14 protein-coding genes and 2 pseudogenes are annotated in these 17,029 nt (G+C 62.2%); 11 read left to right on the top strand and 5 right to left on the bottom strand.

Annotation, left to right across the window (positions count from 1 at the left end; translation table 11 throughout):
- Positions 1-181 precede the first annotated feature (181 nt).
- Positions 182-406 (bottom strand): hypothetical protein, encoded by a 225-nt coding sequence (locus GKC70_RS19900; RefSeq protein WP_342649677.1) that lies wholly within the window; start codon positions 404-406, stop codon positions 182-184.
- 304 nt (positions 407-710) lie between these two features.
- On the opposite strand from GKC70_RS19900, the pseudogene GKC70_RS19895 reads away from it, so the two are divergent.
- Positions 711-2,293, top strand: a pseudogene (locus tag GKC70_RS19895) (PAS domain-containing methyl-accepting chemotaxis protein).
- A gap of 21 nt (positions 2,294-2,314) precedes the next feature.
- Here the strand turns inward: GKC70_RS19895 and GKC70_RS19890 are convergent.
- From GKC70_RS19890 to norR, 4 genes are all read right to left on the bottom strand, one after another.
- Positions 2,315-3,049: a YkgJ family cysteine cluster protein gene (locus tag GKC70_RS19890; RefSeq protein ID WP_342649676.1), complete on the bottom strand. Its 735-nt coding sequence runs from the start codon at positions 3,047-3,049 to the stop codon at positions 2,315-2,317.
- Entirely contained in the window at positions 3,046-3,357 is a 312-nt protein-coding gene (locus GKC70_RS19885; RefSeq protein ID WP_342649675.1) for a hypothetical protein, read from the bottom strand. The genes GKC70_RS19890 and GKC70_RS19885 overlap by 4 nt, the downstream gene beginning before the upstream one ends.
- Before the next feature lie 88 nt (positions 3,358-3,445).
- Complete coding sequence (locus tag GKC70_RS19880; RefSeq protein WP_342649674.1) at positions 3,446-4,345, bottom strand: chemotaxis protein; 900 nt, start codon at positions 4,343-4,345, stop codon at positions 3,446-3,448.
- 158 nt (positions 4,346-4,503) lie between these two features.
- Positions 4,504-6,057, bottom strand: a complete 1,554-nt coding sequence (gene norR, locus GKC70_RS19875) for a nitric oxide reductase transcriptional regulator NorR (RefSeq protein WP_342649673.1) — start codon at positions 6,055-6,057, stop codon at positions 4,504-4,506.
- A 154-nt stretch (positions 6,058-6,211) separates the two neighbouring features.
- Between norR and hmpA the strand changes: the two genes are divergently transcribed.
- From hmpA to GKC70_RS19825, 10 genes and pseudogenes are all read left to right on the top strand, one after another.
- Positions 6,212-7,390: an NO-inducible flavohemoprotein gene (hmpA, locus tag GKC70_RS19870; RefSeq protein WP_342649672.1), complete on the top strand. Its 1,179-nt coding sequence runs from the start codon at positions 6,212-6,214 to the stop codon at positions 7,388-7,390.
- Between the two features lie 293 nt (positions 7,391-7,683).
- Positions 7,684-8,190, top strand: coding sequence for a disulfide bond formation protein B (locus GKC70_RS19865; protein WP_029613089.1), 507 nt, complete (start codon positions 7,684-7,686; stop codon positions 8,188-8,190).
- Between the two features lie 556 nt (positions 8,191-8,746).
- On the top strand, positions 8,747-9,691 hold the full coding sequence (cyoA, locus tag GKC70_RS19860; protein ID WP_039575374.1) for a ubiquinol oxidase subunit II: 945 nt from the start codon (positions 8,747-8,749) through the stop codon (positions 9,689-9,691).
- Between the two features lie 3 nt (positions 9,692-9,694).
- Positions 9,695-11,704 carry a cytochrome o ubiquinol oxidase subunit I gene (gene cyoB / locus GKC70_RS19855; protein WP_029613088.1) on the top strand — a complete coding sequence of 670 codons (2,010 nt, stop codon included), beginning with the start codon at positions 9,695-9,697 and terminating at the stop codon, positions 11,702-11,704.
- A 13-nt stretch (positions 11,705-11,717) separates the two neighbouring features.
- Positions 11,718-12,341, top strand: coding sequence for a cytochrome o ubiquinol oxidase subunit III (gene cyoC, locus GKC70_RS19850; protein ID WP_029613087.1), 624 nt, complete (start codon positions 11,718-11,720; stop codon positions 12,339-12,341).
- Entirely contained in the window at positions 12,341-12,673 is a 333-nt protein-coding gene (cyoD, locus tag GKC70_RS19845; protein ID WP_029613086.1) for a cytochrome o ubiquinol oxidase subunit IV, read from the top strand. Before cyoC ends, cyoD begins: the two co-directional genes overlap by 1 nt.
- An 11-nt stretch (positions 12,674-12,684) precedes the next feature.
- Positions 12,685-13,572: a heme o synthase gene (gene cyoE, locus GKC70_RS19840; RefSeq protein WP_039575376.1), complete on the top strand. Its 888-nt coding sequence runs from the start codon at positions 12,685-12,687 to the stop codon at positions 13,570-13,572.
- Positions 13,573-13,711: 139 nt separating this feature from the next.
- On the top strand, positions 13,712-14,839 hold the full coding sequence (locus tag GKC70_RS19835) for a hypothetical protein (RefSeq protein WP_342649671.1): 1,128 nt from the start codon (positions 13,712-13,714) through the stop codon (positions 14,837-14,839).
- Between the two features lie 135 nt (positions 14,840-14,974).
- Positions 14,975-16,171, top strand: a complete 1,197-nt coding sequence (alaC, locus tag GKC70_RS19830; RefSeq protein ID WP_029613083.1) for an alanine transaminase — start codon at positions 14,975-14,977, stop codon at positions 16,169-16,171.
- Positions 16,172-16,427: 256 nt separating this feature from the next.
- Positions 16,428-16,781: pseudogene (locus tag GKC70_RS19825) on the top strand (YkgJ family cysteine cluster protein); the annotation flags it as partial.
- Positions 16,782-17,029: the final 248 nt, after the last annotated feature.

The raw sequence follows: 17,029 nt of genomic DNA, 5'->3' as shown, positions 1-17,029 counted from the left end.
CGGCGGGCAGTCTCTCACTATTCAATTCGAAAGTTCCGAGGAAAGGGCTCGACAACCTGAAGGAAATTTCCAGCACGTGGACATGCCGCTGCTAGGCAACGGCTAAACGGCAGCCGGCCGGGCCGTGTGGGGGCTGCTTGAGGCCCGGCCGTGAACGCGCGGGTGCGCACGCGGTGACACGTCAGCTGTCGGCCCGGCCGTTTTCGATGACCTTCGCGGCCGTCTGCTGTGCATCTTTTCCGGCATTCTGCTGCTGCGCGGCGTAGCCGTCCTGCGACTGCTGCAGGCTCGTCGCGATCTCTGCATTGCGGGCAACGAAGGCCGGTGATTCCTCCGCCATGGCCAGGGGCGACAACAACAGGGACGACAGAACGAAGACGCTGGCAATACCCATACTCTTGGACATTTGAACAACCTTCTTGCGTGGCAAGTGTTAATTGGGACAGCGCTAAGTTAGTCCTGTGAAGGCCGTTGAAACAGCGCTCAACAAGGGAATCACTCTTGTATTAAACGTAACTATAAGTCGCTAAAACTTCGCCAAAATCGCTGAAAACGTCTTGGTTGGGCGCCTGCCTTCATTTCCCGGCGCGTGGGCGCCAATGCCATGGGTGGCCACCTGCCAGTTGGTTGCCGTGGATCAATGTTCCCGCAGCGGTTGCCCCTAGAGTCGAGCACTTTGCCGATTGTCCCGACGATGCTGAGAGCCTGCAATGAAGTGCAATGTGCCCATAACCGGTCGAGCCGTGGATTATCCGGCCGATGCCAACATTCTTTCGACCACCGACCTGGACAGCGTCATTACCTACGCTAATGACGACTTCGTGCGGATCAGCGGTTTTTCCCGCGACGAACTGCTGGGACAACCGCATCACGTCGTGCGCCATCCCGACATGCCGGCGCTGGCGTTCGAGCAGATGTGGCGAGCCCTGAAGTCGGGACGTTCGTGGATGGGCTTGGTGAAGAACCGCTGCCGTAATGGCGACCATTACTGGGTCAGTGCCTTCGTCACGCCGATCAGCAGCGCGGGAAGCACGGTCGAGTACCAGTCGGTACGCACACGCCCCACCGACGAACAGATCGCGGCCGCCGAGCTCTGCTATGCGCGTCTGCGCAAGGGGCGGCAGCGCTGGTGGGAGCGCTTGCCGATGCCAGGGCTGCATGCGCGCCTGTCGCTGAGCATGGCGATGGTGCTGGCGCTGGTGATGGGCGTCGGCCAGGGCTGGACGTCACTGCGTTGGTACGAGGCGCTGTTCCAATGGACTGCGGCCATCGCGTTGGCCAGCCTGGCGACCTGGGCACTGCTGCGTCCTTTCGAGCGTCTGCGCAGTCAAGCGCGGGCGCTGGCCGACAACCCCTTGAGCCAGCAGTTGTACACCGGTCGGCGCGACGACATCGGTCAAATCGACTTCGCCCTGTGCATGCTTAAGGCACAACTGGGCGCGGTGGTTGGGCGCATTGGCGATACGTCGACGCGCCTGGCCGGGCACTCTGGTTCGTTGGTCGAGGCCACCGAGGCGAGCCACGCCAACAGTCTTGAACAGCAGAGCCAGGCGGACCAGGTCGCGACCGCCATCCACCAGATGAGCGCCAGCGTCGCCCAGGTGGCCAGCAGTGCGCAGATGGCGGCGCTGGCGGCCGATCAGGCCGAGGACGAGACCCAGTCCGGGCATCGTATGGTCGAGCGCAATCGCTGCGCGATCCAGGACCTGGCCGGCTCGCTGGTGGAGGCGAGCGAGGTGATCCAGCGCCTGGAGAGCGACAGCGGCGAGATCTCCAGTGTGCTCGATGTGATTCGCGGCATCGCCGAGCAGACCAACCTGCTGGCGCTCAATGCCGCCATCGAGGCCGCCCGCGCCGGTGAGCAGGGCCGCGGTTTCGCAGTAGTGGCCGATGAGGTGCGGGGCTGGCCCAGTGCACCGCTCAGTCGACCCACGAGATTCAGCGCATGATCGGCGCCGTGCAGGGTGGTACTCGCGCGGCAGTGCAGGTGATGCGCCAGAGCAGCGCGCATGCCGGGCACAGCGTCGAGCAGGCGCGCCTGGCCAGCGATGCGCTGGACGGCATCAGCCTGCGGGTCAACCAGATCAACGAGATGAGCCTGCAGATCGCGGCTGCGGTGGAGCAGCAGAGCCAGGTGAGCGAGGCCATCAACCGCAACATCGTCAGCATCCGCCAAGCCAGCGAAGCGACCGTGACGGTGGGTCAACGCAGCCACGGTAGCGCCGCTGATGTGGCCGCGCTGGCCCAGGAACTGCGGCGGCTGGCCGACGAGTTCTGGCGCCGCAGCCGCTGAAGATCCCTCAGGGTGGGTGTGTCAGAACCCGATGAAGGCGTAGTACACCGGCGCTTGGTCCGTGGTCAGCACCCCGTGCTGTTGCAGATCTTGCGTCAGATCGGGGTCTTGCAGGTGCACCGACCACGAGGCGGCGTGTGCCTGCTGCCTGCTTTCCAGCGCCGTCATGAAGGCCTGCATGTCCGGTAGCCAGGCGGTGAAGCCATTGCCTTTTAGCGCACTGGTGGTCATGCCCAGCGCCTGACAGACCGCGACCTTGGCGGCGATGTCGTCGCGGTCGGCCTGGCGCGATGCGCCGATCAGGGCGGCGAGGTGTGGATCGGCAGGGCGATTGCCGACGATCAGTTGCGGACCTTGATGCCAAGCTTCGGGCGGGCAGTCCTTGGCGTCTGGACGCAGCGGCAGGTGCGGATTGATTTCCGCCGGGTAGATACGGCACACCAACGGCCGAGTTTCATAGATGCCGCACAGGTTGTCGGCATCAAGATGGCGGCAGCGGCCGGGGTTGAAGGCGGCGAAGGTGACCGAGACGTGCAGCTGGGCATTGCCGCAGGGCACGGCCAGCGAGCGGCGTAGCACGTGGTCGCGCTGTTCGGGCGGCATGCCGGGGCCGTCGGCGACGAACCCTTCGATCAGCACCACCACTTGGCCACCATCACGGGCCCACTGGTGTGCTTCGGCAAATGTCAGCGGCACGTGGTGACCGCTGCAGCACTTGCCACAGCCGGTGCAGGCGAAGCGCAGGCTATCGCTCACTTGGCGCCCGGTTTCCATTCGGTGACGTAGGCCTGCTGCCGGGCGCGGTCGTATAGGCACAGCTCGGTGCCGGTCTGGTTTTTCATGTGCTTGGGTTTGTAGACGCCTTCGATCAGCAGTGCGCTGTAGGCGGTGCGGTCGTCGAACTCGGCAGGCTTGCCCAGGGCATGGGCATCCTTGAACTGGCTGGCGGCCAGGCAACTCTTGACCATCTGCTGGCGATACGCGTTCCAGGCGTCGGAACTGGAGGCATGGGCCGCGCCGGCGGTCATGGCCAGCGCGATCAGGGCAGTACGAAGAAGTGTCATGGCGATACCGACAAATAGACTCGGAAGGGTAGGAAGTATGCCCGAGTCCTACCCTTCATCAAGTGAAGGCACTAGGCCGCCAACTGTATCAGCGTTTTTCCGCATGCACCGCGCGCGCCGCCACCACCAGGCAGTCGGTCAGTTCGGGGGAGGAAAACTTGGTGAGGATTGCATTGGCACCGGCGAGCTTGGCCTTTTCGGCGCTCATGGCGCTGTCCAGCGAGGTGTGCAGCAAAATATAGAGGTGCTGGAAGTCAGGTGTCTCGCGTAGCGTCCGGGTAAAGGCGTAGCCATCCATTTCCGACATCTCGATGTCGGACACCACGATGTTGATTTCCTGCCCGGTGCCCTGCTGTTCCAGCAACACGTTGATCGCGTCCTTGGCGCTGCGCGCAGTGTGGCACTCCAGCCCCAGGTGACGCAGGGTGTGCACCGACTGTTGCAGGGCCACCTGGCTGTCGTCCACCACCAGGATGTTGGCCGCCGCGAGCAGGCTGGCATCTTCCTCGGCGAGCTGCCCGGAAGGGGCTTCGGGCGGCGGTGGCGCGATGCCGTGGATGACCTTTTCGATATCCAGCACCTGCACCAGCGCATTGTCCACGCGGGTGACGCCGGTGATGTAGGAACGGTTGCCGGAACCATAAGGTGGCGGTTTGATGTCGGTGCTCAGGCAATGCACGATGCGGCTTACCGCCTGGACGTGCAGCCCCTGGCGCGAGCGGCTGATGTCGGTGACGATCAGGCAGCCGCCGTCCGGGTCGGCCAGCGGTTGCTCGCCGATGGCCCGGGACAGGTCGATCACCGACAGCGACTGTCCGCGCAGGGTGGCCACACCTTTGACGTGGGGGTGGGATTCGGGAAGCTTGGTCAGCGACGGGCAGGGGATGATTTCGCTCACTTTGAGCAGATTGATCGCCATCAGCTTGCCGCTGCGCAGGGTGAACAGCAGCAGGGACAATGCGTCCGCGCGGGCATTGGGCGTGGCCATGGGCAACCTTTGGGAGTATCGAAACGGGAGAAGGTATTCGTTTATCGGCCTCTCTGTGCCTGGCTTTAGGGTGAAGGCGCACGAGGTGGGTGAGCAACACCGGACAGGGTGATAGCGGTGGCTCGAGCATACGACGATCAATTGTCGGTCTGTCGTGCTCAATGGATAGCTAACCGACGCGCCAGGCGACTGAGGTTGGCACGGTCGATGCCCAACTCTCGCGCGGCGGCCGCCCAATTGTGCTCATGGCGAATCAGGCATTGTTCGATCAGCTGGCGCTGATAATCGTCCAAAGCCGTCCGCAAACCTACTCTTTCTAGCGACGCCGCTTGAACGGGCGCCGTACTGATGTGCGCCTGCGGGGCTATGGTGGCGTTGCTCAGGCCAAGGTCGAGCGCGTCCAATGCCAGCATCCGCGACCGATGCGCGCCTCGGCCCAAGGCCTTGAGGGCGCAGCGGCCTATGAGGTGCTCGAGCTCGCGCACGTTACCTGGCCAGTCGTAAGCTAACAGCGCCGCTTCGGCCGCCTTGGTCAAGCGCAAGCTGTCGAGCCCCAGGCGCGATCGATTCTGCTCGAGAAAAAACCCCGCAAGCAGCAGCACGTCGCGACCCCGCTCGCGCAGCGCAGGCACCGGCAGCGGATAGACGCTCAAACGGTGATAAAGATCGGCACGGAATTGACCAGCGCGCACGCTGGCGGCCAGGTCGCGGTTGGTGGCGGCGATCAGCCGCACATCCACCCGGTGTTCCCGGTCCGAACCCAAGCGCTGCAGTTGCCCACTCTGCAACACGCGCAGCAGTTTGGCCTGTACGGCCAACGGTAATTCACCCACTTCATCGAGAAACAGCGTGCCGCCGTCGGCCAGCTCGAACTTGCCGCGCCGTTCGCCGTGGGCACCGGTGAACGCACCACGCACATGCCCGAACAGCTCGCTTTCCACCAGGGTGTCGGGCAGGGCGGCACAGTTGAGGCTGATCATCGGTTTGTCGGCGCGGTGGCTGGCCTGGTGCAGGGCTTGGGCGACCAACTCCTTGCCCACCCCGGTCTCGCCCGTGATCAAGACGGTGAGATCGCTACCGGCGACCAGACGCAACTCCTCGAGCAGGCGCTTGTGCGCCGGACTCTGGCCGATCAACTCCTGGCTGCGGTCGGTAGCCTGGCGGAAAAGGTCGGCCCGACGTTGCTCGTCCTGCACGCGCAGCGCCAACTGGTCGATGCGTTCGGCCACGGTGACGGTGGCTGCGGCAAGGCTGGCGAAGGCCTCCAGCGCGTCGAGTTCCAGGCTCTGGAACTGCCCGGGGGTCAGCGCATCGAGGGTCAGCAGTCCCCACGGACGCTCTTCGACCATCAAAGGACAGCCCATGCAGTCGTGCACATGCAGATCGACGTCGATGGCTTCGACCAGGCCGTCGTACGGATCGGGCAATGGGGAGTCGCTGGCGAAGCGGGTCGGTTGCGGGCGGCTGAGCAGCACCTGGAAACGCGGATGATCACTGACCTTGAAGCGCCGGCCGAGGGTGTCGGTGGCCAACCCATCGATCGCCAGCGGCACCAGCCAGTCGCCCTCCAGGCGCAGCAGCGCGGCGGCATCGCAGGGCAGCAGCGTGCGCAGGGCTTGCAGCAGGCGCCGATAGCGCTCTTGATCGGGCAGGTCGCGCGACAGATCGCTGACCAAAGGGAGGAGGGCGGTGAGCAGGGGTTTTGCAGTCATTTGGACTCCTGTTGGTCATCCTGACTATACGCGGGCACTAGTCAATATGACATGCATCCGCTCCAGGGCTTGATTTTGCTGGGCCTGCCAGTTGGCACGATTGGTGAAATGACCGGTGTAATCATTCGAAGCCCAAGGCTCAGGAGTCGCAGCAATGCTCAATGCCGAACACCGTGCAATCATCAAGGCCACCGTCCCCCTGCTCGAAAGCGGGGGCGAGGCACTGACCACCCATTTCTACAAGATGATGCTCAGCGAGTACCCCGAAGTGCGTCCGCTGTTCAACCAGGCGCACCAGGCCAGCGGCGACCAACCGCGCGCGCTGGCCAACGGCGTGCTGATGTACGCCAAGCACATCGACCGGCTCGACGCCTTGGGCGCTCTAGTAGGACAGATCATCAACAAGCACGTGGCCCTGCAGATTCTGCCCGAGCACTATCCCATCGTCGGCCGCTGCCTGCTGCGTGCCATCGAAGAGGTGCTGGGCAGCGAGATCGCCACGCCGGCGGTGATCGAAGCCTGGGCGGCGGCTTACGGGCAATTGGCCGAGATTCTCATCGGCGCCGAAGAGCAGTTGTACCAGGCCAAGGAGCAAGCCGAGGGCGGCTGGCGGGGCGGGCGGGCGTTCCGTCTGGTGCGCCGCGAGCAAGAGAGCGCGGAAATCGTCTCGTTCTACTTCGAGCCGGTCGATGGCGCGGCGGTGCTCAAGGCTGAGCCTGGGCAGTACATCGGTGTGCAATTGTTCATCGAGGGGCGCGAGCTGCGCCGCAACTATTCGCTGTCGTCGCTCAGCGATGGCCGCAGGTACCGTATCAGCGTCAAGCGCGAGGAGGGGGGTGTGGTCTCCAATTACCTGCACGATCATTTGCAAGTCGGCAACACCGTCACACTGTTTCCGCCTGCGGGCGATTTCACGTTGCAGGCCAGCGACAAGCCCTTGGTGCTGATCAGCGGCGGGGTAGGGATCACCCCGACCCTGGCCATGCTCGAAGCAGCGCTGCAGACCCAGCGTCCGATACGCTTCATCCACTGCGCACGCAATGGCGCGGTGCATGCGTTTCGCGAATGGGTCGATGAGTTGGCCGAGCGGCACCCGCAACTGCAGCGCTTCTACTGCTACGACGAGCACGACGGCAGTCGGTCCGTCGATGCCGTGGGTCTGCTGAGTGAGGACTTGCTGGCCGAGTGGTTGCCCCGTGAGCGCGACATGGACGTCTACTTCCTCGGGCCCAAGGGCTTCATGGCGGCGATCCGGCGGTCCTTGAACCATTTGGGCGTGCCGCCAACGCAGAGTCACTTTGAGTTCTTCGGACCGGCTGCGGCCTTGGAATAGCGGGGCAAGAGATCGGGGCGGGCCACGCTCGGCCCGGTTTCTCTATAAGTAGTGCAGTGTCTTTAACCCACTGTTAATCGCCGTATCCTTCACTTTCGCTCACCCACGTCTTTGTCATCGGACGGGTGAACCGACCTGCAGACTGTCGGTCTGAGCTTCCCATGGAAAGCCCGGGCCGCACCGCACTGTCGCCTTTTCATCCATCGCCGGGTGCCCGCGCCGTGTAGACTGGCGGGCTTTGGGCATGGGCCATAGGGCAGCAGGCCTGCAACTCTCCAACGAAGGAACCGGTCATGAACGAACACAACCTGCGCCTGAATCGGGAACGGCGCTTTCTGGTGCTGCTGGGGCTGATCTGCCTGTCGTTGATCGGCGGCGCTCTTTATATGCAGGTGGTGCTGGGCGAAGCACCGTGCCCGCTGTGCATCCTGCAGCGCTACGCCTTGCTGTTGATTGCCCTGTTCGCGTTCATCGCAGCCGCCATGCCGGGGCGGCGCAGCCTGACCTTCTTCGAAGCGTTGGTGGTACTCAGCGCCATCGGCGGAATCGTTGCGGCCGGCAACCATGTGTATATACTCGCCAACCCCGCCGTCAGCTGTGGCATCGATGTGCTGCAACCGATCGTCGACGACCTGCCACTGGCGCAGGTCTGGCCGCTGGCGTTCCAGGTCGATGGTTTCTGCACCACGCCCTACCCGCCGATCCTGGGGCTGTCGCTGGCGCAATGGGCGCTGGTGGCCTTCGTCCTCACCGCCCTCCTGGTGCCACTGGGGATCTACCGAAATCGCCGCCGGGCTTAGACAAAAGTCCTTGCATGACGCAGGCCCATTGCGCAACTCGATCGATATCGAAAACCCGTCATCGGCTGATGTAGATCAAGTTCCAGCCCTTGCAGCATGCGGGTTTCGGGTCTACAGCCGAGGGTGCGACAAACTGTCGCGAAGTTGATTTTTAAGCGCTGATTGTTACTGATTCGGTAAAGGACTGTTGCTCAATAAGTCATAGTAAAGGGGGGCTACCTATCTACAATCGCCCCCAATTTCCGTTCGGCACTGCTTGCAAGTCGCAGGATTGAAGGAAGCCCCAGCGCTCCTTTTGCTGACTTCGACAAGTTTCGCCCAACGGCGATCCGGGCGGACACCCCTCCGCGTTTTCCGCACCAAATGGACTTGGTCTGAAGTACAGGCCTTTAGCCTACAAAAAACCCCAAGCTCGACCATACTTCCAACGCCCAGATCCTGCAGTCGGATCACAGGCCGGAGGGAGTTCGGGCTTAAAAATGCTAACGCTGGGCAGGACGAAGTGTTGGCGAACAAAACACATTGCATTGAAGCAAGCTGATCTAGAGGTCGTGAGATGAGTAAAAAGCGTTACCCCAGACTGTTTGGCATATTGCCCTTTTTAGGCATGCTTTTACTCAGTGGGTGCAACTGGACCCTGCTCGACCCCAAGGGCCAGGTCGGCATTGAGCAAAAGAACCTGATCCTGATCGCGATCGGCCTGATGCTGCTGGTGGTGATCCCGGTCATCATCATGACCTTGGTCTTCGCCTGGAAGTACCGTGCTTCCAACACGGCGGCCACCTACACGCCTGACTGGTCGCACTCGACCAAGATCGAGGCGGCGGTGTGGATCATCCCGATCCTGATCATCATCGTGCTGGGCTACGTCACCTACAAGTCCACCCATAAACTGGACCCCTACCGTCCACTGGATTCCGATGTGAAACCGGTGCAGATCGACGTGGTGGCCCTGGACTGGAAGTGGCTGTTCATCTATCCGGAGCAAGGCATCGCCACGGTCAACAAGATCGTCTTCCCGGCCAACACCCCGGTCAACTTCCGCGTGACCTCCGACGCCGTGATGAACTCGTTCTTCATCCCTGGCCTGGGCGGCCAGATCTACGCGATGGCCGGCATGACCACCAAGCTGCACCTGATCGCCAACGAAAATGGCGAGTTCGACGGTATCTCGGCGAACTACAGCGGTGCGGGCTTCACCGGTATGAAATTCAAGGCAACCGCCACCTCGCAAGCCGACTTCGATGCCTGGGTCGCGCAAGTGAAGGCGTCGCCGAAGAAGCTGGACAAGGCCGAATACGACGCCTTGGCCAAACCAAGCGAAAACAACCCAGTCGCGCTGTACAGCGAGGCTTCGCCTGACACGTTCCAGCTCATCGTCGACAAGTACGAAGGCATGAACCGCGGTCGTCCGAGCCATGAAGAAGCAGGCAGCAAAGACCTGGCCACTACCAAGGGTGTGGAATCGAGTATGCAACCAGCTGCCGGTGCAGAGGAGTAAGAGATGTTCGGTAAATTAAGCCTGGAGGCGATACCCTATCACGAGCCGATAGTCATGGTGACGCTTGCCATGATCGCGCTCGGTGGTATCGCCGTCGTTGGTGCCATCACCTATTTCCGCAAGTGGTCCTACCTGTGGACCGAGTGGCTGACCACGGTCGACCACAAGAAGATCGGGGTGATGTACATCATCGTCGCGATGGTCATGCTGCTGCGCGGCTTTGCCGACGCCATCATGATGCGTACCCAGCTGGCCGTCGCCACCGGCGGCTCCGAAGGCTACCTGCCGCCTGAACACTATGACCAGATCTTCACCGCCCACGGTGTGATCATGATCATCTTCATGGCGATGCCGTTCTTCACCGGCCTGATGAACCTGGCCCTGCCTCTGCAGATCGGTGCACGTGACGTTGCCTTCCCGTTCCTGAACTCCCTGAGCTTCTACCTGCTGCTGGCAGGCGTGCTGCTGGTGAACATCTCGCTGGGCGTCGGCGAATTCGCCAAGACCGGTTGGGTGGCCTATCCGCCGCTTGCGGGTATCCAGTACAGCCCTGGCGTGGGGGTCGATTACTATATCTGGGCGCTGCAGCTATCAGGTCTAGGCACGACATTGACGGGCGTGAACTTCCTGGTCACCGTCCTGAAGATGCGCGCACCTGGCATGAAGCTGATGGACATGCCGATCTTCACCTGGACCTGCACCTGGGCCAACGTGCTGATCGTCGCTTCTTTCCCGATCCTGACCGCTGCACTGGCCCTGCTGACCGTTGACCGTTATCTGGACTTCCACATCTTCACCAACGAGCTTGGTGGGAACCCGATGATGTACGTCAACCTGTTCTGGGCCTGGGGTCACCCCGAGGTGTACATCCTGATCCTGCCGGCCTTCGGCGTGTTCTCGGAAGTGACCTCGACCTTCGCCAGCAAGCGCCTGTTCGGCCACCACGCGATGATCTACGCATCGGGTGCGATCGCCATCCTGGGCTTCGCGGTCTGGCTGCACCACTTCTTCACCATGGGTGCCGGCGCCAGCGTCAACACCTTCTTCGGCCTGGCGACGATGCTGATCTCCATCCCGACCGGTGTGAAGCTGTTCAACTGGCTGTTCACCATCTACCAGGGCCGTCTGCGCTTCACCCCGCCGATTCTCTGGACCCTGGGCTTCATGGTCACCTTCTCCATCGGTGGCATGACCGGCGTTCTGCTGGCCGTTCCGGGTGCTGACTTCGTGCTGCACAACAGCCTGTTCGTGATCGCCCACTTCCACAACGTGATCATCGGTGGTGCGGTGTTCGGCTACATCGCCGGCTTCGCCTTCTGGTTCCCGAAAGCCTTCGGCTTCACCCTCAACGAGAAGTGGGGCAAGGCAGCCTTCTGGTTCTGGATCTCGGGCTTCTACGTCGCCTTCATGCCGCTGTACGCCCTGGGCTTCATGGGTATGACCCGTCGTCTGAACCATTCCGACAACCCGCTGTGGGAACCCTACCTGTACGTCGCCGTGGTCGGTGCCGTGCTGATCCTGTTCGGTATTGCCTGCCAGCTGATCCAGCTCTACGTGTCGATCCGCGATCGCAAGCAGAACATGGACGTGACCGGCGACCCATGGGGCGGCCGTACCCTGGAATGGTCGACTTCGTCGCCACCACCGTTCTACAACTTCGCCCACATGCCCGAGAAAGTCGGTCTGGATGCCTGGCAAGAAGCCAAGGACGCCGGTGTCGCTTACAAGGCGCCAGCCAAGTACGAAGCGATCCACATGCCGAGCAACACCTCTACCGGTCTGTTCATGGGTATGTTCCTGACCGTGTTCGGCTTCGCCTTCATCTGGCACATCTGGTGGCTGGTAGGCCTGAGCCTGGTAGCGACCATCGCGGTCTTCGTTCGCCACGCTGCGCGTGACGACCAGGGCTACATGGTGCCTGCCGAAGAAGTGGCGCGCATCGAAGGTGAACGCCAACGGGCCCTGCAGCTTGCCGGTGTGCCTACCGGTGGCGCACGTGTCGAAAACGTTTGAACGGGTGTAATCAATGTCCAGTCAAGTAATTCACGGTGACGCCCATGGCCATGACCATGGGCACGACGATCACCACCACGACTCGGGCCAGATGACCGTCTTCGGTTTCTGGCTGTACCTGATGACCGACTGCATCCTGTTTGCGTCGCTCTTCGCCACCTACGCGGTGCTGTCCGGCAGTTTTGCCGGCGGCCCGTCGGGTCATGACATCTTCCAGCTCGACTTCGTGCTGGTCGAAACGGCGTTCCTGCTGCTGTCCTCGATCACCTTCGGCTTCGCCATGCTGAAGATGTTCGCCGGCAACAAGGCAGGTGTACTGGGCTGGTTGGCAGTGACCTTCCTGTTCGGTGCAGGCTTCATCGCGATGGAAATCTATGAGTTCCATCACCTGATCATGGAGGGCTACGGCCCGCAGCGCAGTGGTTTCCTCTCGGGCTTCTTCGCCCTGGTCGGCACCCACGGTCTGCACGTGACCTCGGGCCTGATCTGGATGGCGATCCTGATGTACCAGATCCAGACCAAGGGCATCACGCCGACCGCCAAGACCCGCATGAGCTGCCTGAGCCTGTTCTGGCACTTCCTGGACGTGGTCTGGATCTGCGTATTCACCGTCGTCTACCTGCTGGGGGTTCTGTAATGGCTAATGCACACGACACTCATCACGAAGGCAACCACGGCAGCGTGAAGTCGTACATGATCGGCTTCGTCCTCTCGATCATCCTCACCGCGATTCCGTTCGCGCTGGCGATGTCGCCGATGCTGCCGAAGAACCTGACCGTGCTGGTCATCGTCGCCATGGCCGTTATCCAGGTGGTCGTCCACCTGGTGTACTTCCTGCACATGGATCGCTCGAAAGAGCAGAGCTCCAACGTGTCGACGTTCCTGTTCACCACCCTGGTGATCGCACTGCTGGTCGGCCTGTCGCTGTGGATCATGTTCAGCATCCACTTCGAAATGCTGGCCAAGTGAGGTAAGACTGCATGTCCGTGAAGCACTTTATCCAAATCACCAAACCGGGGATCATTTTCGGTAACGTGCTTTCCGTGGCGGGCGGTTTCTTCCTTGCCGCGAAGGGCCATGTGGACTTCGCCCTGTTCCTGGCCGTGGTGGTCGGTACTTCGCTGGTGGTCGCATCCGGTTGCGTGTTCAACAACTGCATCGACCGTGACATCGACCAGAAGATGGAACGTACCAAGAACCGCGTCATGGTCCAGGGCGGCATGTCGCTGCCCCTCGCGCTGATCTACGCCACCCTGCTCGGGGTGGCGGGTTTTAGCCTGCTGTACGTCCAGGCCAACCCGCTGTCGGCGTACTGCGCGCTGATCGGCTTCGTGGTCTACGTGGGCTTCTACAGCCTGTGGCTCAAGCGTAAATCGGTGCACGGCACCTTGGTTGGCAGCCTGTCCGGTGCCATGCCTCCGGTGATCGGCTATTGCGCCGTGAGCAACAGCTTCGACCTGGCAGCGGTCACGCTGCTGGTGATGTTCAGCCTGTGGCAGATGCCGCACAGCTTCGCCATCGCCATCTTCCGCTTCAAGGACTACAGCGCGGCCAACATTCCGGTCCTGCCGGTGGCCCGCGGTATTCTGGCGGCGAAGAAGCAGATCGTGCTGTACGTGCTGGCCTTCGTACTCGCCACCGTCATGCTCACCCTCGGTGGCTATGCTGGCCTGGCTTACCTGGCCGTCGCCGCTGCCATGGGCCTGTACTGGCTGTACATGGCCTGGGGTGGTTACAAGGCCGAAGACGACAGCAAGTGGGCGCGCAAAGTGTTCGGCTTCTCCATCCTCACCGTCATGGCCTTGAGCCTGATGATGTCGGTGGACAGCCAGACCGCGACCGATGTGCTGATGACCTACGCTCGCTGAAACCGCTTCACGCTTCACTGAAAACCCGGCCTAGCGCCGGGTTTTTTCATGGTGCGCCCGAAACCCGGCAGATTTTCCGGCTGCTGGCCGACGATCGCACAGCATAGTTTCGATGCCCCAACCTTCTGGAGGCACCGAGATGAGTGCGTTCACCGTGTACTTCTGCGGCACCGGCTCCCATCGCTTCGATGACCGTAATCCCAATTTCTGGAACGGCGAACTGATCGCCACCCTGGCCAGCCATACCGGCGGCAGAGAGTTCGTCGACTGGATCGCGGTCGATGGTCCGGGCAGTGGCAATCTGCAGGACGATGCCTTGTTCGTCGATGACGGCGACCACCTCAAGGTGACCGGCACCCTGTTCGGCAAAGGCTGGAACGAAAATGTGCAACATGCGTTGCAGGTCATCAAGGGCAAGAGCAACTGGGCACGGACCCAACTGACCGAGCAGCAATACGAGCATCTCAAGCAGGCCGGTGTTCCGATTCCCGACGCCTCAGCCGCCGGTTCGTGGTTCTGGCGCACCTACGATTACGGTGAGCGTGCCGTGACCCCGCAGGCGTTGCAGGAACAGTTGATCAAGCAGATGCGCAAGCCATTGATTCCCAGTGTGGTCAATCTGGTGGGCTGGAGCCGTGGCGGGATCAGTTGCCATATGCTGGCCAATGCCATGGTTGCAGATCCGCAGCTGCGCGACGTGCCGGTCAACATCTTCGCCATAGATCCCGTACCGGGTGTGGGGAACATCCAAGCTGATCGCGTGCAGTTGGGCGCGAACGTGAAGGAGTATGTCGGTTTCTACGCCCGTGACGAACGCTCCAAGGGCTTCGCCTGCGTGGTGCCGGTCACCGCGTTCGGCACGCGCATGAGTCTCTTCCCGGTCCCCGGCCGGCATGCCACCTTGGTGGGCAATGCCTCCGCCGACGGCGCCAGTGCCGGCAAGGTGCTGGCGGAGCCGGGCATGATCGTCCGGCATTTCGCCGAAACCTGCCTCACGCGCTGGGGCACCGCGTTGGACAAATGCCTGGCGCTCGATGACCAGGCGCTGGAGACCTGCCACCAGGCCATGGCCGCTGCCGACAGCCAGTACCTGGCGCTGCGTAAACAGTCCTACACGGCAATCACCGAAGGCAGCCAGCAGGAGCGCCTCGTTCATCATGGCCTGAACCCGACCGCGTTCAGCAAGGTGGCCAACGAGGGCATGCAGACCAAGGAAGGGTTGGGCCTGCGGCAACTGACCTGCGACAGCTACCAGTCGCTGCACTGAATCATCGGGCGGGAGGGTTGCCCTCGGCAGCCCTCACTTTACAAAACATTACCGCTGCGCTTATCGTCTGCCTCGGCCACCGCAGTGGCCAACGTCGCTCGGACGGTTCCGGGCGCTTACGTCTTCGAGGAAATCATGGCCAACTCCGGTTCGCCGCGCCGCTTTGCGCGCATCGATCGTCTACCCCCCTACGTCTTCAACATCACTGCCGAACTCAAGATGGCTGCCCGTCGCCGTGGCGAGGACATCATCGACCTGAGCATGGGCAACCCCGACGGCGCCACCCCGCCGCACATCGTGCAGAAGCTGGTACAGGTCGCCCAGCGCGAAGACACCCACGGTTACTCCACCTCACGCGGCATTCCGCGCCTGCGCCGGGCCATTTCCAACTGGTACCGCGAACGCTACGAGGTCGAGATCGATCCGGACAGCGAAGCCATCGTCACCATCGGCTCGAAAGAGGGCCTGGCGCACCTGATGCTCGCCACCCTCGACCAGGGCGACACGGTGCTGGTCCCCAACCCCAGCTACCCGATCCACATCTACGGTGCCGTGATTGCCGGCGCCCAGGTGCGTTCGGTGCCGCTGGTGCCGGGCGTGGACTTCTTCAATGAGCTGGAGCGGGCGATTCGCGAATCGATCCCCAAGCCGAAGATGATGATCCTGGGCTTCCCGTCCAATCCCACCGCGCAGTGCGTGGAGCTGGACTTCTTCGAGCGTGTGGTGGCCCTGGCCAAGCAGTACGACGTGCTGGTGGTTCACGACCTGGCCTACGCCGACATCGTCTACGACGGCTGGAAGGCGCCGTCGATCATGCAGGTCCCCGGGGCCAAGGACATTGCGGTTGAGTTCTTCACCCTGTCCAAGAGCTACAACATGGCCGGCTGGCGGATCGGCTTCATGGTGGGTAATCCCGAGCTGGTCAATGCCCTGGCGCGCATCAAGAGTTACCACGACTATGGCACCTTCACACCGCTGCAAGTGGCGGCGATCGCTGCCCTGGAAGGCGATCAGCAATGCGTGCGCGACATCGCCGAGCAGTACCGCCAGCGTCGCAACCTGCTGGTCAAGGGCCTGCATGAGCTGGGCTGGATGGTGGAAAACCCCAAGGCTTCGATGTACGTCTGGGCCAAGATCCCGGAAGCCTACGCACACCTGGGCTCGCTGGAATTCGCCAAGAAGCTGCTGGCCGAGGCCAAGGTCTGCGTGTCCCCTGGTATCGGTTTCGGGGAGTATGGCGACGATCATGTACGTTTTGCCCTGATCGAGAACCAAGACCGCATCCGCCAGGCCATCCGCGGCATCCGCCACATGTTCCGCGCCGGGAAGTAAGCGGCACGCGGCACGCGGCAAGCCGCAGCCGCAGCCGCAAGCTGCAAGCGGCAAGCTGCAAGATAGAACTGCGTTGTCAGTGCCACCGCGATCTAGCTTGTAGCTTGTAGCTTGTAGCTTGTAGCTGGCGCCTGGCGCCTGGCGCGACCAGCGGCTGCCTTTTTTTGCGTGGGCCTCTGTTCAGGGGCGTGGGGTTGGATTACAAATGGCGGCGCGGGCGTCCGCTCGCTCCCCATAACCTCCCTTTCTGGCCATCATGTCCGAACAGAATCCTTGCCTGACCTGCGGCGCCTGCTGCGGCTACTTTCGTGTGTCCTTCTTCTGGGGTGAATGCCAATCCTCGGGCGGGTCGGTGCCCGACGATCTGGTGGTGCAAATCAACCCCACCCGCGTGGCGATGATCGGCACCGATGCCAAACCCTGTCGCTGTATCGGTCTTGAAGGGGAAATCGGCAACACAGTGGGCTGCACGCTCTACGAACAACGCTCCAGCCCGTGCCGCGAATTCGAGGCGTCCTGGGAACATGGCACGCACAATCCGAGCTGCGACGCGGCCCGTGCCGCCTACGGTCTGCCACCGCTGACGCCGCCCGGCGCCAACGAGCCGCACTGGCCGGACGAGGGGCCGAGGTGGCCTGATCCGCTCTCGGAACACCACCGTTCGTCGCTTGGATCCACTTTTGAAGTCGCTGCAGCCCGCGTAATCCGGGCTGCCTAGACAAAGTATTAACCCGATTTGACCGCCCCTGCGCCGCGCCTGACTGCCTGTTCTGCGACTACACATTCCCCAATAAGGAAATTTGTCGCCAGGGTCAGGTGCTTCGTCGCGCGTGTGAAATCAACCGGCAACAGCGCTGT

The sequence above is a fragment of the Pseudomonas sp. REB1044 genome (genome assembly GCF_038813925.1).
In the GTDB taxonomy this organism is placed as follows: Bacteria; Pseudomonadota; Gammaproteobacteria; order Pseudomonadales; family Pseudomonadaceae; genus Aquipseudomonas; species Aquipseudomonas boreofloridensis.
Note: the sequence above shows the minus strand (reverse complement) of the source record. Positions and strands in the feature narration are given on the sequence as shown.